Annotated in this window: 16 protein-coding genes; 8 read left to right on the forward strand and 8 right to left on the reverse strand. The window is 71.6% G+C overall.

What is annotated here, in order from left to right; genetic code table 11:
- Nucleotides 1-101: 101 nt before the first annotated feature.
- The 4 genes from ACFYNU_RS02950 to ACFYNU_RS02965 all read left to right on the forward strand — a co-directional run bounded on the left by ACFYNU_RS02950 (nucleotide 102) and on the right by ACFYNU_RS02965 (nucleotide 4,557).
- Entirely contained in the window at nucleotides 102-881 is a 780-nt protein-coding gene (locus tag ACFYNU_RS02950; protein ID WP_356589457.1) for an enoyl-CoA hydratase-related protein, read from the forward strand.
- A 74-nt stretch (nucleotides 882-955) separates the two neighbouring features.
- Nucleotides 956-1,819: a hypothetical protein gene (locus ACFYNU_RS02955; protein WP_356589459.1), complete on the forward strand. Its 864-nt coding sequence runs from the start codon at nucleotides 956-958 to the stop codon at nucleotides 1,817-1,819.
- 81 nt (nucleotides 1,820-1,900) lie between these two features.
- Entirely contained in the window at nucleotides 1,901-2,041 is a 141-nt protein-coding gene (locus ACFYNU_RS02960) for an LPFR motif small protein (protein WP_356589461.1), read from the forward strand.
- 113 nt (nucleotides 2,042-2,154) lie between these two features.
- Nucleotides 2,155-4,557 carry a Tex family protein gene (locus tag ACFYNU_RS02965; protein ID WP_356589463.1) on the forward strand — a complete coding sequence of 801 codons (2,403 nt, stop codon included), beginning with the start codon at nucleotides 2,155-2,157 and terminating at the stop codon, nucleotides 4,555-4,557.
- A gap of 81 nt (nucleotides 4,558-4,638) precedes the next feature.
- On the opposite strand, the gene ACFYNU_RS02970 is transcribed toward ACFYNU_RS02965, so the two are convergent.
- Nucleotides 4,639-6,282 (reverse strand): ABC-F family ATP-binding cassette domain-containing protein, encoded by a 1,644-nt coding sequence (locus ACFYNU_RS02970; protein WP_356589465.1) that lies wholly within the window; start codon nucleotides 6,280-6,282, stop codon nucleotides 4,639-4,641.
- Between the two features lie 502 nt (nucleotides 6,283-6,784).
- Between ACFYNU_RS02970 and ACFYNU_RS02975 the strand changes: the two genes are divergently transcribed.
- Nucleotides 6,785-7,744: an FAD-dependent oxidoreductase gene (locus ACFYNU_RS02975; RefSeq protein WP_356589467.1), complete on the forward strand. Its 960-nt coding sequence runs from the start codon at nucleotides 6,785-6,787 to the stop codon at nucleotides 7,742-7,744.
- 63 nt (nucleotides 7,745-7,807) lie between these two features.
- Here the strand turns inward: ACFYNU_RS02975 and ACFYNU_RS02980 are convergent, their stop codons facing one another.
- Both ACFYNU_RS02980 and ACFYNU_RS02985 read right to left on the reverse strand, forming a co-directional pair.
- Complete coding sequence (locus tag ACFYNU_RS02980; protein ID WP_388764925.1) at nucleotides 7,808-9,547, reverse strand: BCCT family transporter; 1,740 nt, start codon at nucleotides 9,545-9,547, stop codon at nucleotides 7,808-7,810.
- A gap of 81 nt (nucleotides 9,548-9,628) precedes the next feature.
- Nucleotides 9,629-10,939: a M14 family metallocarboxypeptidase gene (locus ACFYNU_RS02985; RefSeq protein WP_356589469.1), complete on the reverse strand. Its 1,311-nt coding sequence runs from the start codon at nucleotides 10,937-10,939 to the stop codon at nucleotides 9,629-9,631.
- Between the two features lie 290 nt (nucleotides 10,940-11,229).
- Between ACFYNU_RS02985 and ACFYNU_RS02990 the strand changes: the two genes are divergently transcribed.
- A complete protein-coding gene (locus ACFYNU_RS02990; RefSeq protein WP_356589471.1) occupies nucleotides 11,230-12,270 on the forward strand; it encodes a LacI family DNA-binding transcriptional regulator in 1,041 nt (346 codons plus the stop codon).
- An 81-nt stretch (nucleotides 12,271-12,351) separates the two neighbouring features.
- On the opposite strand, the gene ACFYNU_RS02995 is transcribed toward ACFYNU_RS02990, so the two are convergent.
- On the reverse strand, nucleotides 12,352-14,616 hold the full coding sequence (locus tag ACFYNU_RS02995; protein ID WP_356589473.1) for a glycosyl hydrolase: 2,265 nt from the start codon (nucleotides 14,614-14,616) through the stop codon (nucleotides 12,352-12,354).
- 155 nt (nucleotides 14,617-14,771) lie between these two features.
- Nucleotides 14,772-15,641 (reverse strand): putative protein N(5)-glutamine methyltransferase, encoded by an 870-nt coding sequence (locus ACFYNU_RS03000; RefSeq protein ID WP_356589475.1) that lies wholly within the window; start codon nucleotides 15,639-15,641, stop codon nucleotides 14,772-14,774.
- Nucleotides 15,642-16,038: 397 nt separating this feature from the next.
- Between ACFYNU_RS03000 and sph the strand changes: the two genes are divergently transcribed.
- Together sph and ACFYNU_RS03010 are read left to right on the forward strand one after the other, a co-directional pair.
- Nucleotides 16,039-17,055 (forward strand): sphingomyelin phosphodiesterase, encoded by a 1,017-nt coding sequence (gene sph / locus ACFYNU_RS03005; protein ID WP_356589477.1) that lies wholly within the window; start codon nucleotides 16,039-16,041, stop codon nucleotides 17,053-17,055.
- An 80-nt stretch (nucleotides 17,056-17,135) separates the two neighbouring features.
- Nucleotides 17,136-17,945, forward strand: coding sequence for a MerR family transcriptional regulator (locus tag ACFYNU_RS03010; RefSeq protein WP_356589479.1), 810 nt, complete (start codon nucleotides 17,136-17,138; stop codon nucleotides 17,943-17,945).
- A 19-nt stretch (nucleotides 17,946-17,964) separates the two neighbouring features.
- On the opposite strand, the gene ACFYNU_RS03015 is transcribed toward ACFYNU_RS03010, so the two are convergent.
- The 3 genes from ACFYNU_RS03015 to ACFYNU_RS03025 are packed head-to-tail and all read right to left on the reverse strand — an operon-like array spanning nucleotide 17,965 to nucleotide 22,567.
- Entirely contained in the window at nucleotides 17,965-20,139 is a 2,175-nt protein-coding gene (locus ACFYNU_RS03015) for a 3-hydroxyacyl-CoA dehydrogenase NAD-binding domain-containing protein (RefSeq protein WP_356589481.1), read from the reverse strand.
- A 36-nt stretch (nucleotides 20,140-20,175) separates the two neighbouring features.
- Complete coding sequence (locus tag ACFYNU_RS03020) at nucleotides 20,176-21,390, reverse strand: acetyl-CoA C-acetyltransferase (RefSeq protein ID WP_356589483.1); 1,215 nt, start codon at nucleotides 21,388-21,390, stop codon at nucleotides 20,176-20,178.
- A gap of 37 nt (nucleotides 21,391-21,427) precedes the next feature.
- Entirely contained in the window at nucleotides 21,428-22,567 is a 1,140-nt protein-coding gene (locus ACFYNU_RS03025) for a CaiB/BaiF CoA-transferase family protein (protein ID WP_356589485.1), read from the reverse strand.
- Between the last annotated feature and the right edge of the window lie 258 nt (nucleotides 22,568-22,825).

The following is a 22,825-nucleotide window of genomic DNA, read 5'->3' on the forward strand; positions in this document are numbered from 1 at the left end:
CTGTTGCGCGTTTGACCGACCGTGTCTTTTTCCGGCCGCCTCGTGATCATGGGTTCGGCTTGGTGATCACGCGTTCACCGGCCCCGGATAGCATCCGGCGCATGGATCCCACGCCCACCGAAACCGCGGCGCCACGGCTGACCGCGACCGTCGCCGACGGGGTCGCCACCGTGACCATCGCGCACCGGGCCAAGCGCAACGCGCTGACGCCGCAGATGTGGCGGGCGCTGCCCGAACTGCTGGCCCGGCTGGCGTCGGATCCCGCCGTACGCGCCCTGGTGCTCACCGGCGCTGGTGACGTCTTCAGCGCGGGCGCCGACATCGGCGCGCTGCGTGAGCCCGGCGACGCCACGCAGGATCTCAGCGTGCGGGCGGAGGAGGCGCTGGCGGCGTTCCCCAAGCCGACGCTGGCGGCCGTACGCGGCTACTGCGTGGGCGGCGGCGCCCAGTTGGCGGTCGCCTGCGACCTGCGGTTCGCGGAGGAGGGCGCCCAGTTCGGGATCACACCCGCGAAGCTCGGTGTCGTCTACCGGTCGTCGTCGACCCGCCGGCTGGTCTCCCTGGTCGGGCCGTCGACCGCCAAGTACCTGTTGTTCTCCGGGGAGTTGATCGAGACCGGGCACGCCCTGCGGGTCGGCCTGCTGGACGAGGTGCTCGCGCCGGGCCAACTGGGCGTGCGGGTGGCCGAGTTCACCCGCGTACTGGCCGCGCGCTCGCAGCTCACCCAGGCGGCGGCGAAGGAGTACGCGACGGGCCGCGAGGACCGGGACGCGTACTGGGACGAGCAGGCCCGCGGCAGCGGCGACCGGGAGGAGGGCGTGACCGCCTTCCTGGAGCGCCGGACGCCGCGGTTCGGGTGGACGGTGCGGGACGGGGCCTGAGACGCCGCCCTGGGACGGCTGACGGCCGCCACCCCGGGCTTCCCGGCGTACTGACCAGTCGGTAACGTGCGGGCATGACGACTCTCGCCCCACGCGCCGGACGCCGCTGCCACAACGCCGTCAATCCGCTCCACTCGACGGTCTACTTCTCCCCGGACCTCGGCAAGGAACTCGCCGAGGTCGGTGTCGGCGACCCGAGGGCCGCCTATTTCGCCGGGCGCGGCGCCGCGATGGGCGCGGTCGGGCCCGGCGTGATCGCCGCCGCCTTCTACAACTTCAACTACGAGCTGGTCGCCCGGCACGTCCCGGCCGTGTGGCGGGTCGCCTCGCCCGAGACCGTCCTCGACGCCCGGCTGCGCGCCGTCGACTCCACGCTGCGGCGTGTCCTCGGTGACGAGGCCGTCGCGTCCGACGAGATGGCCGAGGCCGCCCGGCTCGCGCTGCGCGCCGCCGAGGCGTGCACCCGGCACGCACGGCCGCTGTACGCCGCGCACGCCGATCTGCCGGTGCCCGAGCAGCCGCACCTCGCGTACTGGCACGCCGCCACGCTGCTGCGCGAACACCGTGGTGACGGCCACGTCGCCGCGCTGCTGTCCGCCGGGCTCGACCCCGTCGAGGCGCTCGTCAGCCACACGGCGACCGGCAAGGGCATGTCACCGCGCTGGGTGCTCCGTACCCGGGGCTGGGCCCGTACGGACTGGGACGCCGCCGCCGGGCGGCTGCGGGAGCGCGGGCTGCTGGACGACGCGGAGGAGCTGACCGAGGCCGGCGTCGCGCTCCGTGCCGAGCTGGAGGAGCTCACGGACCGGCTGGACACCGCTCCGTACGAGCATCTGGGCACCGACGGGGTCGAGCGTCTCACCGAGCTGGGACGCGGGTTTCTCCTGGCCGCGGCCGGTGCCGGGGCCTTCCCGGACGACCTCATCGGGAAGGACTGACGTTTGCGGACGCGCTGAGCGGCAAACTGGAGTGTGTGGGTCAGTACAACCGATCCGCACATCTATCGGGAGGTTTCAGTCATGCGTGCCATCGCAGATGCACTTCGCGCCGTCGGTGGCGCCATCGCCACCGTGGTCACCCTGCCGTTCCGGCTCGTCGCCAAGCTGTTCGGCGGCGCCTCGCGCGGCACCGGTGGTGGTGGTCGCCCGCGCCGCGCCTGACCCGGTCACGTCTGCCGCACCCCGACTCCGAGAGGGCGCGCGACACGGCGCCCGGCCACCCGGCACAATGCAGGCACAAGCACAGCCAGCACGAGAGCCGAGTCGGGGAGAACGTGACGACGTCCATCGAAGGCAGGATCGCCGGGGAGCTCGGCGTACGCGAGCGGCAGGTGAAGGCGGCCGTCGAGCTGCTGGACGGCGGATCGACCGTGCCGTTCATCGCTCGCTACCGCAAGGAAGCGACCGAGATGCTCGACGACGCGCAGTTGCGTACGCTCGAAGAGCGCCTGCGCTACCTGCGTGAACTGGAAGAGCGCCGGACGGCGATCCTCCAGTCCGTGAACGAACAGGGCAAGCTGGACGAGGCCTTGGAGGCGCGGATCCGGGCCGCCGACACCAAGTCGCGGCTTGAGGACATCTATCTGCCCTTCAAGCCCAAGCGCCGTACGAAGGCGCAGATCGCCCGCGAGGCCGGGCTCGAACCGCTCGCGGACGGACTGCTGAACAACCCGTCGGTGGACCCCCTGACGGCCGCGGCGGCATTCGTCGACCCCGACAAGGGTGTCGCGGACGCCGCCGCCGCGCTGGACGGCGCGCGTGCCGTCCTCACCGAGCGCTTCTCCGAGGACGCCGACCTGATCGGCGAGCTGCGTGAGCGCATGTGGACGCGCGGCCGGCTCACGGCGAAGGTCCGGGAGGGCAAGGGCAACGCGACGGAGGGTCCCGCCGCCAAATTCGCGGACTACTTCGACTTCGCCGAGGCCTTCACGGCGCTCCCCTCGCACCGCATGCTCGCGCTCTTCCGCGGCGAGAAGGAGGAGATCCTCGATCTCAGCCTGGAGCCGGAGGCCGACGACGCCGACGCGCTGCCGGGTCCGAGCGCGTACGAGAACATGGTCGCGCGCCGCTTCGGCGTCGCGGACCGCGGCCGGCCGGGCGACAAGTGGCTTGCCGAAACGGTCCGTTGGGCCTGGCGTACCCGGATCCTCGTCCACCTCGGTATCGATCTGCGGCTGCGGCTGCGTACGGCCGCCGAGGACGAGGCGGTACGGGTCTTCGCGTCGAACCTGCGCGATCTGCTGCTGGCCGCGCCCGCGGGGACACGCGCCACGCTCGGGCTCGACCCCGGTTTCCGTACGGGGGTCAAGGTCGCCGTCGTCGACGCGACGGGCAAGGTCGTCGGTATCGACACGATCCACCCGCACGTCCCGGCGAACAGGTGGGACGAGTCCCTGGCGACGCTCGCGCGGCTCTGCGCCGAGCACTCCGTGGACCTCATCGCCATCGGCAACGGCACGGCGTCCCGTGAGACGGACAAGCTGGCGGGTGAACTGATCGCGAAGCACCCGGAGTTGAAGCTGACGAAGGTGATGGTCTCGGAGGCGGGCGCCTCCGTGTACTCCGCCTCCGCGTTCGCCTCCCAGGAGCTGCCGGACCTCGACGTGTCGATCCGCGGCGCCGTCTCCATCGCGCGGCGCCTCCAGGACCCGCTCGCCGAGCTGGTCAAGATCGACCCCAAGTCGATCGGCGTCGGCCAGTACCAGCACGACCTGTCCGAGGTGAAGCTCTCGCGCTCGCTCGACGCGGTCGTGGAGGACTGTGTGAACGGCGTCGGTGTCGACGTCAACACCGCGTCCGCGCCGCTGCTTTCGCGGGTCTCCGGCATCGGTGCCGGTCTCGCCGAGAACATCGTCGCGCACCGGGACTCCAACGGGCCGTTCCGCTCACGGCGCGCGCTGAAGGACGTGGCGCGGCTGGGGCCGAAGGCGTACGAGCAGTGCGCGGGCTTCCTGCGGATCCGGGACGGGGACGATCCGCTGGACGCGTCGTCCGTCCACCCGGAGGCGTATCCGGTGGTTCGCGCGATGGTGAAGACGACGGGCGGCGAGGTCGCGGCGCTGATGGGCAACGCGGGGGCGCTGCGCTCGCTGCGGCCCGCCGACTTCGTCAGCGACGCGTTCGGTCTGCCGACGGTCACGGACATCCTGCGCGAGCTGGAGAAGCCGGGGCGGGACCCGCGGCCGGCGTTCAAGACGGCGACGTTCAAGGACGGCGTCGAGAAGATCGGCGACCTCACCGCCGGGATGGTGCTGGAGGGCGTCGTCACGAACGTGGCGGCGTTCGGGGCGTTCGTGGACATCGGGGTGCACCAGGACGGACTGGTGCATGTGTCGGCGATGTCGAAGACGTTCGTGAAGGACCCGCGCGATGTCGTGAAGCCGGGCGACGTGGTGCGGGTGAAGGTGCGGGAGGTCGACATCCCGCGCAAGCGGATCTCGCTGACGCTGCGGCTGGACGACGAGGCGGAGTCCGGCGGGGGCGGTGGCGACGAGCGGGCGCCGCAGCAGCGGCGGGGCGGCGGCGGTGGCGGTGGCAAGGGCCGCGGCTCCGGCGGCGGCGACCGGGGCGGCGACCGGGGCGGTTCGAAGCGCCAGCAGCCCGCGAGGCCGGCGAAGCCCGCGCCCACGAACAGCGCGATGGCCGACGCGCTGCGCAGGGCGGGGCTCGGCGGCTGAGCGAGGGCTACTGCGTCCTCGGACCGTTCCTCCGGGAACGGTCCGAGGGGCCCGCAGCCGCCCGCTTCCCCCGCTGACTCGTCAGGACTCCGTCACCTTGCCCGCCGCGATCTCGATACGGCGGGTCGTGTTGACCGACTCCAGCATCCGGCGGTCGTGCGTGACCAGCAGCAGCGTGCCCTCGTAACTGTCGAGTGCCGACTCCAGTTGTTCGATCGCCGCCAGGTCCAGGTGGTTCGTCGGCTCGTCCAGGACCAGAAGGTTCACGCCCCGGCCCTGGAGCAGCGCCAGGGCCGCGCGGGTGCGTTCGCCCGGGGAGAGCGTGGTGGCCGGGCGCAGCACATGGGCCGCCTTGAGGCCGAACTTGGCCAGCAGCGTGCGGACTTCGGCCGGCTCCGTGTCCGGTACGGCCGCGCAGAACGCGTCGAGCAGGGTCTCCGTGCCGTGAAAGAGCGCGCGGGCCTGGTCGACCTCTCCCACCACCACGCCCGAGCCGAGCGAGGCCGCGCCCGTGTCGGGTGAGAGCCGGCCGAGGAGGAGCGCCAGCAGGGTGGACTTGCCCGCGCCGTTCGCGCCGGTGATCGCGACCCGGTCCGCCCAGTCGATCTGGAGCGAGGCGGGTCCGAAGTGGAAGTCGCCGCGCCGGACTTCGGCGCCGTTCAGTGTCGCGACGACCGAGCCGGAGCGCGGGGCCGAGGCGATCCGCATCTGGAGTTCCCACTCCTTGCGGGGCTCGTCGACGGCCTCGGCGTCCAGACGTTCGATCAGGCGCTGGGTCTGACGGGCCTTCGCGGCCTGCTTCTCGGTGGACTCGGAGCGGAACTTGCGGCCGATCTTGTCGTTGTCCGTCGCCTTGCGGCGCGCGTTCTTGACGCCCTTCTCCATCCAGGAGCGCTGCGTCTGTGCCCGCCCCTGGAGAGCCGTGCGCTTGTCGGCGTACTCGTCGTACTCCTCGCGGGCGTGCTGTCTGGCCCGCTCGCGCTCTTCGAGATACGCCGCGTAGCCGCCGCCGAAGAGGCTGACCTGCTGCTGGGCCAGGTCGAGTTCGAGGACCTTGGTGACGGTGCGGGTCAGGAACTCACGGTCGTGGCTGACCAGGACCGTGCCGGCGCGCAGGCCCGTGACGAAGGATTCGAGCCGTTCGAGTCCGTCGAGATCGAGGTCGTTCGTGGGCTCGTCCAGGAGGAAGACGTCGTAGCGGGAGAGCAGCAGGGACGCGAGTCCGGCGCGGGCCGCCTCACCGCCGGAGAGCGCGGTCATGGGCTGGTCGAGCCCGACGGTCAGCCCGAGGGACGCGGCCACTTCCTCGGCGCGCTCGTCGAGGTCGGCGCCGCCGAGTCCGAGCCAGCGCTCCAGCCCGACGGCGTACGCGTCGTCGGCGCCGGGCGCGCCGTCGACCAGGGCCTGCGTGGCCGCGTCGAGCCCGGCCTGGGCGTCGGTGACGCCCGTACGGCGGGCGAGGAAGTCCCGTACGGATTCACCGGGGTGGCGCTCGGGCTCCTGCGGGAGATGGCCCACCGCGGCGGTGGGCGGGGAGAGGCTCAGCGCCCCGTCCTCGGGCGTGTCGAGCCCGGCGAGCAGCCGGAGCAGGGTCGACTTCCCGGCCCCGTTGACCCCGACGAGACCGATCACGTCGCCGGGCGCGACGACGAGGTCGAGCCCGGTGAAGAGTGCGCGGTCGCCGTGGCCGGCGGCGAGATTCTTGGCGACGAGAGTGGCAGTCATCAGACCGTCGATTCTAGATGGTGGGTGGTCGGAGGAGGCCGGCCGGCTTGTAGAGGGCCAGGCTGCCCGCCACGGCGCCGGCCGAGCGGATCGCCCGTCCAGTGGACGCAGGCGGGCCGCCGCAGCGTGTTCCCGCGTGCCAGGGGGTGTCTTGCCGATCAGGCCGGATCAGGGAGCGCCCGCCGCGCAGCGGCTGATGTCACGTTGGTGCGGTGCGTCGCGAGGCGGAGGATCGGCCTCGTACCGGGCGTACTCGCATAACCCAGCGACTCCGGGACCCAGGGGAAGCGCGGGAGCCGAGGGTGCCGAGGGTGGCGCCGTGCAGGGGGCACAGGGGCGCCGGCATCGGCGCGAGGCCGTCGGTCTCCGGGATTCGAGACGCATGTGTCGTACGGCGATTCGCGGCTCGCCGGGGCCGTCGTCGGTACGTCGTGGGCGGGCCCAGTCTCGCCCGTCGGGCACGGGCTGTCCGGCGAATCGCGCCCTCGGCTACCGTCCCGGCATGACTGAGACCGTGATCGTGATCGGTGGCGGGGTCGTCGGGCTGACGACCGCCGTCGTACTGGCCGAACAGGGCCGACGGGAGCGGCGCGTCCGCGTGTGGTCGCGGGACCCCGCCGCGGACACCACGTCCGCGGTGGCGGGCGCGCTGTTCTGGCCGTACCGGATCGAGCCCGCCGAGCTGGTCGGTCCGTGGTCGCTGCGCTCGCTGCGCGAGTACGTGACGCTGGCCCGGGATCCGGAGGCGACCGGCGTACGCGTGGTGGCGGGCGTGACGACCGACACCCCGTGGACGGAGCTGGGGAGCTGGGGGCGGGAGCTGCCCGAGCTGCGGGAGGCGCGCGCCGACGAGCTGCCCGCCGGGGCCCGTCAGGGGCTGCGCGGCCGGGTGCCGCTGATCGACATGCCGACGCATCTGCGGTATCTGGAGGAGCGGTTGCGCGCGGCCGGCGGGAGTGTGGAGCGGCGTACGGTCGCCGGCTTCGAGGAGGCGGCGGCCGAGGCGGCCGTCGTGGTCAACTGCTCGGGGCTCGCCGCCCGCGAGCTGGTGCCGGACGCGTCGGTGTTCCCGGTGCGGGGGCAGCTCGTGATCGTGGAGAACCCGGGGATCGAGGAGTGGCTGGTGTCCAAGGGCGAGGACCCGGCCGGCCCGTCGTACCTCTTCCCGCAGCCGTTCGGTCTGATACTCGGCGGCACCGCCGAGGAGCACGCGTGGGAGCCGCGTCCCGACCCGGCGACCGCCGCCACGATCGTCGAGCGCTGTGCGGCGCTGCGGCCGGAGGTGCGGGGCGCGCGGGTGCTCGGGCACCGGGTGGGGCTGCGTCCCGCGCGGCCGGCGGTGCGGATCGAGGCCGTCCAACTGCCGGGCGGGGCCCGGCTGGTGCACAACTACGGCCACGGCGGCGCGGGCGTCACCGTGGCCTGGGGCTGTGCGGAGGAGGCCGCCCGGCTGGCGGGGTGAACCCCGACGGGGCCGCCCGCCGGGGTGAATCCCGGCGGGCGGCCTCCGTACCCAGGAGGCCGGTCAGCGTGGAGCCGACGTCTCCGGGGTGCTGCCGGTCGGCTCGTCGTCGGGCGTCGGGCCGATCTGGATCTCGAAGTCGCCGTCGTACTGCTCGTGTCCGGCGATGACGGCCGACTCGACGACCTCGGCGCCCCGTTCCCCACGGATGATCAGGGGGTCGTGGCGCAGGTCGCGCAGGAGGGCCACACACATGCCGATCATGACGAGCGCGAAGGGCGCGGCGACGAGGATCGTCATGTTCTGGAGCCCCTGGAGCGCGTCCTTCTCGCCGTCGCCGACGAGCAGCATCACCGCCGCGACGGCGCCGGTCACCACACCCCAGAAGACGATCACGTACTTGTTGGGTTCGAAGTGGCCCTTCTGGGAGAGCGTGCCCATCACGATGGACGCGGCGTCGGCGCCGGAGACGAAGAAGATACCGACGAGGATCATCACCAGCACGCTGGTGACGGTGGCGATCGGGAAGTCCTGGAGCAGCTGGAACAGCTGCCCCTCGGCCGTCGCCTCGTTGCTGAGGTCACCCTCGCGCCGCTGGAGCCTGATGGCCGACCCGCCGAAGATGGCGAACCAGATCAGGCTCACGGTGCTCGGTACGAGGATGACGCCGCCCACGAACTGACGGATCGTCCGGCCCCGGCTGATCCGGGCGATGAACATACCGACGAAGGGCGTCCAGGAGATCCACCACGCCCAGTAGAAGACCGTCCAGCTGCCGAGCCAGTCGGCGACGCCCCGGCCGCTGCTGGCCTCGGTACGGCCGGCCAGTTCGGCGAGGTCGCCGAAGTAGGCCGCGATCGATGTCGGCAGCAGGTCGAGGATGAAGACGGTGGGGCCGAGGATGAACACGAACAGGGCGAGGAACAGCGCCAGCACCATGTTGGTGTTGGACAGCCACTGGATGCCCTTCTCCACACCGGAGACCGCCGAGGCCACGAACGCCAGGGTCAGGACGGCGATGATGACGACGAGCAGCGCCGTGCTGACGTTGTCCCGCCAGTTCAGCTCGGTGAATCCGCTGCCGATCTGGAGGGCGCCGAGGCCCAGCGAGGCGGCCGAGCCGAAGAGCGTCGCGAAGATGGCGAGGATGTCGATGACGCGGCCGGGGCCGCCGTACGCGTTCTTCTCGCCGATGAGCGGCACGAAGACCGCGCTGATCGTCTGGCGCCGCTTGCGCCGGAAGGTGCTGTACGCGATGGCGAGCCCGACCACGGCGTAGATGGCCCAGGGGTGCAGCGTCCAGTGGAAGAGCGTGGTCGCCATGGCGGTCTCGGTGGCCGCCGCCGCGTCCTGCGGATTGGTGCCGGGGGGCGGGTCGGTGAAGAAGGTGAGCGGTTCGTTCACGCCGAAGAACATCAGGCCGATGCCCATGCCCGCGCTGAACATCATCGCGACCCAGGACACGGTCCTGAACTCGGGTTTCTCACCCTCTTCACCGAGTGTGATCCTGCCGTAGCGGCTGATCGCCAGCCAGAGGGCGAAGACCACGAAGCCCGACGCCACCAGGACGAAGGCCCAGCCACCGTTGTGGATCAGGCCGGAGAGCATGGAGCTGGACGCGTCCTCCAGGGAGTCGGTGGCGGCCACCCCCCAGACCACGAAGGCCAGTGTGAGGACGGCCGTGACCCCGAACACCACCCGGTCGGTCCGGGGGCGTTGGGAGTCCTGGGGATGTCCCGGCCCGGCCGTCGTGACCGGCGGCGGGCCTCCTTCGGCTCCCGATTTCTGAGCGTCCTGCGACACGGGCAACACCTTTCGGGGTTTCACGGAGATTGCGTCGGCGCTCCGTTACGCCTTAGCACATGTGACGTGGGTCTCTTTCTATCAACAAGCCTCCACCGGTTGTCCAACGGTGAGGTGGTAGGTGGCGCGTCCGTCGAGGAGAAGCGGCACCAGATTGCGCTGGGACTGACGCAGCGGCACGAAGGCGCCGTCGCCACGCGCGGGCAGGGCCTTCACGCCGTGCAGCGCCAGTTCGTCCTTCACGTCCGCGTACTGGGCGGCGTCGAGCCGGTAGCCGCAGGGCGGGTTCTCGACCGTGTCCTCGGGGGTCGCGGGCTCGTTGTCCCCGCCGCCGAAGTAGACCGGGCCCCGGTCGAGCAGTCCGGCGGCGCGGGAGAGTGCGGTGGCGGCGGAGAGCTGTACGCGGCGCTCGTCGGCGTAGCCGAACAGGCCCTTCAGGGAGTCGAGTTGACTGTCGACACGGCGCCGGTTGTTGAGCGCCGGGTCGTTCTCCTCCGCCTCGGACGCCGGGTCGACGCGGCTCTCGATGAGCAGGCCGACGGAGTGCTTGACCCCGGACGCGTTGCGCAGGATGCGCTCCTGGCCGTCGCCCGCGGTCTGCTTGATCGGGTCGCCGGTGACGGGGTCGGTCCAGATGCCGTACGTGCCGATGGTGTGGTCACCGGCGCGGGCCGCCGGGCGTACGTACGCCTCAGACAGGGTCTGGGCCTCCTTGTGCACCCGGGAGGAGGTGTTGAGGTTGCGCGGCCAGAGGTCGAAGAGGTCCTTGTCGTAGTACGGCGGGGTGGCGCCGTACTCGTGCAGGTCGTAGATGACGTCGGGCTTGCGGTCGCGGGTGAGGGCGGCCATGGCGCGGCCCTCGGCGGTCTTGAGCGCGATGTGGTCGCGGTTGATGTCGACGCCGTCGGAGTTGCCGCGGGTGTCGGCGGCCCGGCCGTCGGGGTTGGCGGTCGGGACGACGAGAACGCTCGTACGGTCCAGGAAGCGCTTCGTCGCGCGGTCCTTGGGGTAGGCGAGGTCGCGGACGGTGGTGAGGCAGGCTTCCCGGCCCGACGGCTCGTCGCCGTGCTGGCTGCAGATCAGCAGGAGGCTGGTCACCGAGCGCTTGTTGCCCAGCTCGACGAGGTTGAGCGGTCGGCCCTGCTTGGTGGTGCCGATGGTGCTGACGGCTGCCCGGTCGCCGCCGCGGTCGACGGCGGCGAGGAATTCCTGCTCCTGCGCCAGGGTGGTCCACTCGGCGCCGTCGCTCTGCTCGAAGCCGGTACGCGGCGGGGTCTGGGCCGGGGCGCCGGCGGGGGTCGCGGGGAGGGCCGACGAGGGGAGCGCGGTGAGGGGGACGACAAGGGCGGCGGCGGCCACCGTCAGTGCGAGCGTGCGAATCCGGGACGTCATCTGGTGCGGTCTCCGATGCTCGGCGGGGTGGTCCGGTGGACACATGCCCCGTGAACGGATTTCCATGGGGCGGAAACGTACTCCGGTGAACAACGGTGCGACAGAGGGCTGTCCGTGATCAGCCGTATGTCGGGAGAGACCCGCCGCCGCCGGCCGGGTGAGGCGGACCGTCCCTGCTGAGGCGTGTACGCGAGTGCTTGGGAGCGCTCTCTTGCCGCCGGGGCCAGCGGATACCCTGTACCGGTCCCGGCAGCCCGTACGGGCGTCCGCAACCACGAGGAGCGCCCGTCTTGCCCGATCAGTCGCCTGGTTCCCGGCCCACATTGGAAGCCGTCGCGGCGCGTGCCGGCGTCTCCCGGGCCACCGCGTCCCGGGTGGTCAACGGTGGCGCCGGGGTGCGGCAGCCGCTGGTCGACAAGGTGCTCAGGGCCGTGGACGAGCTGGGGTACGTCCCCAACCACGCGGCCCGCACCCTGGTCACCCGGCGGACCGGCGCGGTCGCCGTGATCATCGCGGAGCCGGAGATCCGGATCTTCTCCGACCCGTTCTTCTCGCAGCAGATACGCGGCATCAGCAAGGAACTCACCGCCCACGACACCCAGTTGGTGCTGCTCCTGCTCGAAGGGCCCGGCGACTTCGAACGGATCGCCCGGTATCTGGCGGGCGGCCATGTCGACGGCGCGCTGGCGTTCTCGCTGCACATCGACGACCCGCTGCCGGGGATCATCCGCCGGTCGGGGACACCGACGGTGTACGGCGGGCGGCCGAGCTGGACGTCGGCGCCGAGCGACCAGGGCGTGCCGTACGTGGACGCGGACAATCGCGGTGGCGCGCGGGCGGCCGTGCAGTATCTGCGGGATCTCGGGCGGGAACGTATCGCGCACATCGCGGGACCGCGCGACCAGACCTCCTCCACGGACCGGCTCGACGGCTACCGCGACGTACTGCTCGACGCCGACCCGACGCTGATCACCGAGGGCGGGTTCACGGTGGAGAGCGGTGCGCGGGCGATGAAGGAACTCCTGGACCGGCGCCCCGACCTGGACGCGGTGTTCGCGGCCAACGACCTGATGGCGTCCGGCGCGCTGCGGGTGCTGCGTGAGCGCGGGGTGTCGGTGCCCGACGAGGTGGCGCTGGTCGGTTTCGACGACATGGTCTCCGTCGCCGAGGACACCGATCCGCCGCTGACCACGATCCGGCAGGACGTGGAGGGGCAGGGGCGGCTGATGGCGCGGCTGTTGCTGCGGGGGCTCGACAAGGACAGCGAGGAGGCGCGGGCGCCGGCGTCCGTGATCACCCCGACCACATTGGTGCGGCGGGCCTCGGCCTGAGGAGTGTCACTCCGATCAGACCGGGACCCGCCGCGGGTGGGGGGTTGGGCGGTGGTTCGCCGGTGCCGTGGACCGGTGGGATCAGCCCGTGGTGCTCGCCGCCGAACGTGCGGGCACCGTGAGCGTCGTACCGTCCGAGAAGGTGACCGTCTGCTGCGTCGAGGCGAAGTTGTGGGCCGCGTACGTGCTCACCCCGCCCTTGGTGAAGACGGCCGAGGTCGGGATCGACCCGGTGATCGCCGGGTCGGGGGCGCCGACCGCGTCGAGGGTGTTGATCCAGTGGTTGACATGGGCCTTGGACTCGCCCGCCTCCGGGGAGAGGGCCGCCTGACCGGCGTCCCACTTGGCCTTCGCCTTCGCCGGGTCGGAGATCGCCTCGAACTCCCAGAGGATGTCGCGCCATTCGACGGCGGGGCCGCCGTTCTGCTGCTCCATCTCGGCGATGTTGCGGCCGATGGCCTCCTTCTCACGGCCCAGGTGGAGTGAACCGCCGGTCACGGGAAGGACGTTGATGCCGTGGATCTCCTCGGGGTTGGCGGTCCACCAGGTGGAGTACGCGCCGCCGCTGCCCCACACCATGCCGACCGTGCCGCGCTGGAAGCTCTCGGGGAAGACCTCCTGATCGGCGTCGAACCAGTACTGCCCGATCGCCTCGGACTCGGTGGCCAGCAGATACGAACCCAGCTCACGCAGTTCGTCGTTGCCGGTCGCCGAGCCCCAGAGGACCAGTCCCGCGCTGAGGTTGATGGACTCCGACGACGACTCCTGGTTGTTGCCGGCGGCGAAGCCCTGATGGCCGGAGGCCCAGCTGTGGCCCGCGTACACGTCGAAGCCGCGCAGGAAGGGGAAGTCGCTGTCCGTACGGCTCGGGTTGGCCGCGTCGCGTACCAGCGTCTCGACCATGCCGCCCCAGGCGGACTCGGCGGCCCACGCCTGGTCGTACTGGGCGACGATCGCCGCCGCGTACACGTAGTAGCTGTAGTGGAAGTGGTGGTCGTTGAGTTCGGTGTCGCTGCCGTACGACGCGGGGTAGCCGGTCAGCGTCTTCCAGTCGTTGTCGTAGCTGAACTCACTGGCGCCGCCCGCCGTGAACCACTCCTCCAGCCGGCCCTTGAGCAGGCCCACGATCTTGTCGCGGGTCGCCGTCTCACCGATCTGGTCGGCTATCGGGGCCAGTTGGGCGAGCCGGCCGAGCGCCTTGCCCGTCCAGTAGGTGTCGGTCGCGCCCGAGAACGGGTCGCCGGCGTTCACCACGTCGTCCAGCTGCGCCTTGAGCGTGGCCGCGTCGACCCCGTTCGACTCCGGCAGCGCGGGCAGCACACCGGACGCCCGCTGGCTGGTGGTGAAGGACGTGGACTCCCGCACCTTCATCGTGCCGCGCGGTGACACATAGGTGTACGGGGTGAGTTCGTCGGTCGTGTTGAGCCACTGGTGGCGGTAGAGGGCCTGGAGCGTGCCCGTCTCGGTGCCTTCCTGCGGCTCGGTGGTGAGGGTGTACGTCGCCTCGACGTCGCCGCCCTCGGCGTTCCAGCTGGTCGTGGAGCCGGTGACGAAGCTGTAGGCGTACTTGGCGTACGTCGCGAGCGCGTCCTCGGACGGCAGCAGCGCGAGCGAGAAGTAGTCCTTGTCGCCCAGCGCGGCCGTGACGCTGGAGCCGGAGACCGACCAGTCGCTGCCGGTCGGCGCGAAGAGCGCGTAGTGGTGTCCGGCGACGGTGATGCCGAGGACGTTGCCGTCGTCGGAGAAGACGGTGGGCGCCGACGCGGTGGTGATGCTGGCGTCGCCGCCCGAGCCCTTCGCGTACACGTACGGCATGCCGTGGCCGATGGTGGTCCGCAGGGTGCGGGTGCCGTCGGACCAGTAGGGCGTGACCGTCCAGTCGGACCAGTCGTCGGCCTTGGTGTCCGGGGAGTTGAGCCCGGTCAGACCGAGGGTGAGGTCGGCCTTGTGCGCGTACTCGTACTGGCGGCCGTCACCCACGATGGCGGGGGTCGTGGGATAGCCGACCTCCAGTCCGCCGGCGGTGGCCTGGTAGGTGAGGGGGTGGCCGTACATCGGGGTGGAGTACGGGTTGTCGCCGTAGCGCTGGTAGGCGACCGATGTCCACCAGTCGTTGGTGGGCACCGGCCGGTCCTTGGCCGCCTCGGTCAGCTTGGGCGTGACCGGGGCGCCGACGTTGTTGGTGGGGCCGGAGGTCCCGGCGGGGCGGGTGTCGGAGTAACTGCCCGAGCCGACGGGGATGTTCGCCGCCGCGGCGGGACCGGCGGCGGGGCCGAGCCCTACGGCGGCCATGGCGGTGACCAGAACCAGCACCGAGGCCGGTCGTCTGGAGCGGGAGGTGGGCATGTGACGGCACCTCGAAGTCATGGGGGGAGAGTGGGTCCGAGAGCGCTCTCAGATGTAAAGGAACGTAAAACTTCTGAAACCTGAGTGTCAATAGAGCGGACAGAGAAGGCAGTTGTGTTCGAGTCTTGACGGAACGGCACCGTGTCGCGCGTGGATCAGCGGCGGCGCGGGTCCGGTGCGAACGCCACGGATCCGAGCCGGGCGCCCCGGAGTTGGGCGACGACGACCGTCGCGTCCCACTCCTCGGAGGTCACCACCCGGGGAGCGAGTCCGGCGCCCCGGGCCGTATCCACCGCGCCGGGCACCTGGCGCTCGCTCGTCTCGAACAGCAGATGGCCGCCGGGTGCCAGCCAGCGGGACGCCCCGGCCGTCACACGCCGCAGGACGTCGAGCCCGTCGGCGCCGCCGTCGAGCGCCACCAGCGGCTCGTGTTCGCGCGCCTCGGACGGCAGGAGTCCGACCTCCTCGGTCGGTACGTAGGGGACGTTGGCGAGAAGGATGTCGATACGGCTCCGAAGGTCGTCCGGCAGGGCGTCGAAGAGGTCACCTTCGAGGACCGTGCCGCCCGAGCCGATGTTGCGGCGGGCGCACGCGACGGCCGAGGGGTCGATGTCGGAGGCGTACAGCTCGACCGGGCCGTGCGCCGTCGCGAGCAGCGCGGCGCCGAGCGCGCCGGAACCGCAGCACAGATCGACCACGACGGCGGGCCGTCCGGCACCGGTCTGGTGGGCCAGGGCCGCCGCCTGCCGTACGAGGAACTCGGTGCGGCGCCGGGGGACGAAGACCCCGGCGTCGACGGCGATCCGCAGGCCGTAGAACTCGGCCCAGCCGATGACGTGCTCCAGGGGCAGTCCGGCGGCGCGGCGGCCCACCATGGCGGTGAGATCGGCGGGGGTTCGCGCGGCGGAGACCAGGAGCCGGGCCTCGTCCTCGGCGAAGACACAGCCGGCGGCGCGGAGTCTGGTGACGACGGCGGGGAGGGAGGGCAGGGCGGAGGAGAAGGGGGTGGAGGCTGTTGCCGACATGGAAACCTTTCGGGGCGCCTACGGGCGCTCCGGCGGTCTCAGTCTGTCGGACGGACCGCGCGGCCGTGGAAGGGGAGCACCCGGCCTGACACTGCGGTAATGGGTCCCACCTCCTGGGTCTTGGTACGGGCTCTGCGTAGGTCGGGGGTCACAGTACCCCACCGGTGCGGCGGGCACGATCGTGTGCTGTCGGGCTCCCGCGTGGGTGCGTGACCGGTTGGTGAGGGTGAATCGCGGCGGGGCGGCCCCCGGCGACTCCCCACGTCGCCCGATGTCGCCGTGTCGCCCGATGTCGCCGCGTGCTGTGCGGAATCACTTCGCCCGGTGGCTACCGGGAAGTAACTACGCCTGGTTTGATGAACGGCGCCGCTCCGCCCCCACCGACCCGGGAGTCCCCGTGCCGCACCCCGTGCTCCGCCGCGTCCCCGCCGTCGCGCTGTCCGGCGTGCTCGCCCTCGCGACCCTGACCGCGACCGCGCCCACCGCCTCGGCGTCGCCCGCCACCCCGGCGCCCCGACAGGCCGCCGACACACCGGCGTTGAAGGTGCTGACCTACAACACGTTCCTGTTCAGCAAGCTCCTCCATCCCAACTGGGGGCAGGACCACCGGGCGGCGGCGATCCCGGCGGCCCCGTTCTACGGCGGCAACGACGTGGTCGTCGTACAGGAAGCCTTCGACAATTCGTCGTCGGACGCGCTCCAGCGCGACTCGGCCGCCCAGTACCCGTACCAGACACCGGTGTTGGGCCGGAGCAAGAGCGGCTGGGACGCGACCGGCGGTTCGTACTCCGCCCTCACCCCGGAGGACGGTGGCGTCGCCGTCCTCAGCAAGTGGCCGATCGTCCGCCAGGAGCAGTATGTGTTCCAGGACGCCTGCGGCGGCGACTGGTTCTCCAACAAGGGCTTCGTCTATGCCGAGTTGGACGTCGACGGCAGCAAGGTCCATCTGGTCGGCACCCACACGCAGTCGACCGACCCCGGCTGCGCGGCGGGCGAGGCGGCCGTGGTGCGGAGCAGTCAGTTCAAGGCGATCGACGCGTTCCTGGACGCCAAGGGCATCCCGGCGTCCGAACAGGTCCTGGTCGCGGGGGATTTCAACGTCGACTCGCACAGCGCGGAGTACGCGTCGATGCTCGCCGACGGGGGGCTCGCCGACGCGGACGCGCGGACCGGGCACCCGTACTCCTTCGACACGACGGACAACTCGATCGCGTCCGAGCGCTACCCCGACGACCCGCGCGAAGACCTCGACCATGTCCTGCACCGCGCGGGCCACGTGAGGCCCGGCGGCTGGACGAACGAGGTGGTGAAGGAGCGGAGCGCGCCCTGGACGGTGTCGAGCTGGGGCACCTCGTACACGTACACCAACCTCTCCGACCACTATCCGGTCGTCGCCTCGGCCGCCCAGGACTGAGGGACCGCCAAGGCCGGACAGCCCCCGACCGCGTCCTCGCCCGTCTTTCGCAGTAGTGGTGAGACAGCAATACTGTCGCCATGGACACTGAGGCCGGGACCGCGCACGCGGCCGGGGCCGGCCGGGAGCCGACGCTCACCGTCGACGAACTGGCCGCCCGCGCCGGGGTCACCGTGCGCACCATCCGCTTCTACAGCACGCGCGGTCTGCTGCCGCCGCCGGTGATCGGCCCGCGCCGCGTCGGCCACTACGGCCCCGACCATCTCTCGCGACTCGCGCTCATCGAGGAGCTTCAGCACCAGGGCATGACGCTCGCGGCGATCGAGCGCTATCTGGAGCAGCTGCCGCCGGATCTGAGCGCGCACGACCTGGCGATCCACCGCGCGCTGGTGGCGACCTGGGCGCCGGACTCGGCGGAGGACGCGACCCGCGCCGAGCTGGTGCGGCGCGCGGGGCGGGCCCTGTCCGACGAGGACATCGACCGGCTCGCGGCGATGGGAGTCCTGGCCCGCGCGGACACGGCCGAATCCACAGACTCCCCCGACTCCCCCGACTCGCCCGACTCCTCCCACTCCCCCGGTCATTACCGGCTCGATCCGGGGCTGCTGCGGCTGGGTGTCGAGCTGCTGGACGTGCCGATCGCGCACGAGACGATCCTCGCCGCGCGCACCGTCCTGCTGGAGCACACCCGCTCGGCCGCGCACGAGCTGTCGCGCCTCTTCCGGGACGAGGTGTGGAATCCGTACGAGAAGAGCGGGCCGGCCCCGGAGCGGGTCGCGGAGATGAAGGCCCTGTCGGCCCATATGCAGCCGATGGTCGTGCAGGCGCTGGTCACCGCGTTCCAGCGGTCGCTGAAGGAGGAGTTGCGGGCCGCGTTCACGGACGGGTGACGCGGCCCGCGCCCGGCGATCAGCCGTCGTGGTAGGTCTCGCCGCGCTCGGCCTTCGCCACCAGCGACGCGGGCGGTGCGAACCGCTCCCCGTAGGTCGCGGCCAGCTCGCGCGCCCGTGCGACGAAACCGGGCAGACCGCCCTCGTACCCGTTGATGTACTGGAGCACCCCACCCGTCCAGGGCGGGAATCCGATGCCCATGATCGAGCCGATGTTGGCGTCGGCGACCGTCGTCAGGACGTTCTCGTCCAGGCAGCGCACGGAGTCCAGCGCCTCCGAGAAGAGCATGCGCTCCTTGAGGTCGGTGAACGGCACCTCGGTGTCCGGCTTGGTGAAGTGCTCGCGCAGGCCCGGCCAGAGACCGGTGCGGGTGCCGTCCTCGGCGTAGTCGTAGAAACCGGCGCCGCCGGCGCGCCCCGGGCGGCCGAACTCGTCCACCATGCGGTCGATGACCGCGTCCGCCGGGTGCGGGGTCCAGGTGCCGCCCGCGTCCTCGACCGCGCGCCGCGTCTCGTCGCGGATCTTGCGCGGCAGGGTGAGGGTCAGCTCGTCCATCAGGGACAGGACCTTGGCGGGGTAGCCGGACTGGGCCGCCGCCTGTTCGACGGAGGCGGGCTCGACGCCCTCGGCGACCATCGCGACGCCCTCGTTGATGAACCGGCCGATGACGCGCGAGGTGAAGAAGCCACGGGAGTCGTTGACGACGATCGGTGTCTTCTTGATCTGCCGGACCAGGTCGAAGGCGCGCGCGAGTGCTTCGTCGCCGGTCTTCTCGCCCTTGATGATCTCCACGAGCGGCATCTTGTCGACGGGGGAGAAGAAGTGCAGACCGATGAAGTCGGCGGGCCGGGTGACACCGTCGGCGAGGGCGGTGATGGGCAGTGTCGAGGTGTTGGAGCACAGGAGCGCGTCGGGTTCGACGACGTCCTGGATCTCCTGGAACACCGTGTGCTTGAGCGCCGTGTCCTCGAAGACCGCCTCGATCACGGCGTCGCAGCCCGCGAGGTCGGCGGCCTCGGCGGTCGGGGTGATCCGGGCCAGCACCGCGTCCCGGCCCGCCTCGGTCGTACGGCCCCGGGCGACCGCCTTGGCCAGCAGCTTCTCGGAGTACGCCTTGCCCCTGGCCGCCGCCTCGGCCGTGACGTCCTTGAGGACGACGTCGATACCGGCGCGGGCGCAGGAGTAGGCGATGCCCGCTCCCATCATCCCGGCGCCCAGCACGGCGACCTTGCGCACCGGGCGCTTCTCGACGCCCCTGGGGCGGCTGGCGCCCGAGTTGACCGCCTGGAGGTCGAAGAAGAACGCCTGGATCATGTTCTTGGCGGTCTGCCCGGTGACCAGCTCGGTGAAGTACCGGGCCTCGATGGTCTGCGCGGTCTCGAAGTCGACCTGCGAGCCCTCGACGGCGGTGGCCAGGATGTTGCGCGGGGCGGGGTAGGGGGCGCCGCCGGTCTGCTTCAGGAGGTTGGCGGGGAAGGCCGGGAGGTTGGCGGCGAAGCGGGGGCTGGACGGCGTACCGCCGGGGATCTTGTAGCCCTTGACGTCCCACGGCTGCGCCGACTCGGGGTGGGCGTCGATGAACGCGCGTGCCCGCTCGATCATCTCCTCGGCGGTGGCGGCGACTTCATGGACGAGGCCGTTCTCCAGCGCACGCGCCGGGCTGTACTGGGTGCCCTGGAGCAGCACCTTGAGCAGCGCGTCGGAGATGCCGAGGAGCCGTACGGTACGGGTGACGCCGCCGCCGGCGGGCAGCAGGCCGAGGGTGACCTCGGGCAGTCCGATCTTGGAGCCGGGCGCGTCGAGCGCGATCCGGTGGTGGCAGGCGAGCGCGATCTCGTAACCGCCGCCCAGGGCCGCGCCGTTGATGGCGGCGACGACGGGCTTGCCGAGTGTCTCGATGGTGCGCAGGGCGCGTTTGACGGCGAGGCCCGCGTCGAACGCCTGCTGGGCGTCGCCGGGGCCGAGCTTGATCATGTCCTTGAGGTCGCCGCCGGCGAAGAAGGTCTTCTTGGCCGAGGTGACGATGATGCCGCGGATGCTGTCCTTCTCGGCCTCCGCGCGTGCCGCGACGGCGGCGACGGAGGTCCGGAACGCCTGGTTCATGGTGTTGGCCGACTGGACGGGGTCGTCCAGGACGAGGGTGACGACGCCGGTCGCGTCCTGCTCCCAGCGGATGGTGGTGGACTCGCTCATGCTGCTGCTCCGTAGCGAAGAGAGGCGTGGGGACGGTCAGACGCGTTCGACGACGGTGGCGACTCCCATGCCGCCGCCGATGCAGAGCGTGGCGAGGCCGTACCGCTTGTCCTGGCGCTCCAGTTCGTCCACGAGGGTGCCGAGGATCATCGCGCCGGTGGCGCCGAGGGGGTGGCCGAGCGCGATGGCGCCGCCGTTGACGTTGACCTTGTCCAGGGAGAGCCCCATCTCGGCGACGTACCGCAGGACGACGGCGGCGAACGCCTCGTTGATCTCCACGAGGTCGATGTCGTCGATGGTCAGCCCGGCCTTGGCGAGTGCCTTGCGGGTGGCGGGCGCGGGCCCGGTGAGCATGATCGTGGGCTCGGAGCCGGACACGGCGGCCGAGACGATCCGGGCGCGCGGCCTCATCCCGTACCGCTCGCCGGACTCCTTCGAGCCGACCGCGACGAGCGACGCGCCGTCCACGATGCCGGAGGAGTTGCCCGCGTGATGGACATGGTCGATCTTCTCGATCCAGTGGTACTTCTGGAGCGCGACCGCGTCGAATCCGCCGAGGTCGCCGATCTGGGCGAACGAGGGCTTGAGCGCGGCGAGCGAGTCGGCCGTGGTGCCGGGCCGCAGATGCTCGTCGTGGTCGAGGACGGTGAGTCCGTTGGCGTCGCGGACGGGGACGACGGAGCGGGCGAAGCGGCCGTCCTTCCAGGCCGCCGCCGCGCGCTCCTGCGAGAGCGCGGCGAACTCGTCCACGTCCCGCCGGGTGAATCCGCCGATGGTGGCGATCAGGTCGGCGCCGATGCCCTGGGGCGCGAAGCCCGTACGGATGCTGGTCATCGGGTCCATGGCCCAGGCGCCGCCGTCGGAGCCCATCGGCACGCGGGACATCGACTCGACGCCCCCTGCCAGGATCAGGTCCTCCCAGCCCGAACGGACCTTGGCGGCGGCCAGGTTGACGGCTTCGAGGCCGGAGCCGCAGAACCGGTTCTCCTGGACGCCGGCGACGGTGTGCGGAAGTCCGGCGGCGACGGCGGCGGTCCGCGCGATGTCGGAGCCCTGGTCGCCGAGGGGGCTGACGACGCCGAGGACGACGTCGTCGACGGCCGCCGGGTCCAGGTCGGGGAACCGGCCCTGGATCTCGTGGATCAGACCGACGACGAGGTCGATCGGCTTGGTGCCGTGCAGGGCACCGTTGGCCTTGCCGCGACCGCGCGGGGTGCGGATCGCGTCGTACACATAAGCTTCGGTGCTCAAGACGGCGGCCTTTCGTGGGTCGTTGGGTGTGGTCCGGTCAGTGCTGCGGATGTTCGGCGGTACGGAGGCTCGGTACGTCCCAGTCGTCGGCGATCCGCTCGGTGTCCGCCCCCGGCAGCGCGGGCGCGCTCCGTACGGAGGTGGGCGTGGCCGAGAAGCGCGGCGCGGGGGCCGGCTGGGTGATGCCCGCGTGGTCGGTGAAGGTGCCACGCGCCACGAGGTGGGGGTGGGCGGGGGCTTCGCGCAGGGAGAGGACGGGCGCCACGCAGGCGTCGGACTCCTCGAAGACGGCCGTCCACTCCGCGCGGGTCTTCTCCTTGAAGCGGGCGGTGACGGCGGACCTCAGCTCGTCCCAGCGGGCGAAGTCCTTACGGGCGGGGACGTCGTCCTTGATGCCGAGCAGATCGATGAACTCGTTGTAGAAGCGCTGTTCCAGCGCGCCGACGGCCATGTACTCACCGTCGGCCGTCTCGTAGTTGCCGTAGAAGGGCGCTCCGCCGTCGAGCAGGTTCGCCCCGCGCCGGTCCTGCCAGCCGCCCGCCGCCGTCATCGCGTGGATCATCGTGGTCAGATGCGCGGCGCCGTCGACGATCGCCGCGTCCACGACCTGGCCGGAGCCACCGGGGGTGCGGGCGTGCTGGAGGGCGGCGAGGACACCGATGACGAGGTAGAGCGAGCCGCCCGCGTAGTCGCCGACGAGATTGGCGGGGACGGTGGGCGGCCGGTCGGCCTCGCCGAACATGGACAGGGTGCCGGAGACGGCGATGTAGTCGATGTCGTGCCCGGCGCGCTGGGCGAGCGGGCCGTCCTGGCCCCAGCCGGTCATCCGGCCGTACACCAGCCGGGGGTTGCGGGCGTGGCACTCCTCGGGGCCGATGCCGAGGCGTTCGGCGACTCCGGGGCGGAAGCCCTCGATGAGGATGTCGGCGCGCTCGACGAGATCGAGGATCCGGGCGGGGCCGTCGTCGGCCTTGAGATCGAGGAGTACGGAGCGTTTGTTGCGGTTCATCAGGTCGTACGCCGGGTCGATCCCGAGGCCGGCGCCGCCCGGCCGGTCGACACGTACGACATCGGCGCCGAGGTCGGCGAGCTGCATGGCGGCGAACGGGCCCGGCCCGATACCGGCCAGTTCGACCACTCGCACCCCGGCGAGCGGGCCGTTCGCTGTCGCTGTCATGTGGGCTCCCGGAAGTGTGACACCAACGATGTAACAGCAATGATGTTAGGAACGCCCCTCACCGCGCACAAGCCCCGCCGGGGCCGCTCGGCAAGCAAGCGCTTGTTCCTGGTCGATGGTCGCAGACTTCCGCCCCCGGCGTCCGATGCTGGTCACCCACTCCCCTGATCCGCCCGCCCAGCCGCTAGCCTCGGCCCCCGACCCTCACCGACAACGGCATCGACTACGGCATCGACAGCGACGGCGACAGCGACTCGG

Source organism: Streptomyces sp. NPDC006643 (genome assembly GCF_042870175.1).
Taxonomy (GTDB): domain Bacteria; phylum Actinomycetota; class Actinomycetes; order Streptomycetales; family Streptomycetaceae; genus Streptomyces.

Bases quoted from the DNA above. Each gene is read 5' to 3' on its own strand.
- ACFYNU_RS02985 (WP_356589469.1), bottom strand. From the start codon at position 10,939: ATGACGTCCCGGATTCGCACGCTCGCACTGACGGTGGCCGCCGCCGCC.
- ACFYNU_RS02970 (WP_356589465.1), bottom strand. From the start codon at position 6,282: ATGACTGCCACTCTCGTCGCCAAGAATCTCGCCGCCGGCCACGGCGAC.
- ACFYNU_RS02975 (WP_356589467.1), top strand. From the start codon at position 6,785: ATGACTGAGACCGTGATCGTGATCGGTGGCGGGGTCGTCGGGCTGACG.
- ACFYNU_RS03000 (WP_356589475.1), bottom strand. From the start codon at position 15,641: ATGTCGGCAACAGCCTCCACCCCCTTCTCCTCCGCCCTGCCCTCCCTC.
- ACFYNU_RS02960 (WP_356589461.1), top strand. From the start codon at position 1,901: ATGCGTGCCATCGCAGATGCACTTCGCGCCGTCGGTGGCGCCATCGCC.
- ACFYNU_RS02995 (WP_356589473.1), bottom strand. From the start codon at position 14,616: ATGCCCACCTCCCGCTCCAGACGACCGGCCTCGGTGCTGGTTCTGGTC.
- ACFYNU_RS02950 (WP_356589457.1), top strand. From the start codon at position 102: ATGGATCCCACGCCCACCGAAACCGCGGCGCCACGGCTGACCGCGACC.
- ACFYNU_RS03010 (WP_356589479.1), top strand. From the start codon at position 17,136: ATGGACACTGAGGCCGGGACCGCGCACGCGGCCGGGGCCGGCCGGGAG.
- ACFYNU_RS03025 (WP_356589485.1), bottom strand. From the start codon at position 22,567: ATGACAGCGACAGCGAACGGCCCGCTCGCCGGGGTGCGAGTGGTCGAA.
- ACFYNU_RS02955 (WP_356589459.1), top strand. From the start codon at position 956: ATGACGACTCTCGCCCCACGCGCCGGACGCCGCTGCCACAACGCCGTC.
- ACFYNU_RS03015 (WP_356589481.1), bottom strand. From the start codon at position 20,139: ATGAGCGAGTCCACCACCATCCGCTGGGAGCAGGACGCGACCGGCGTC.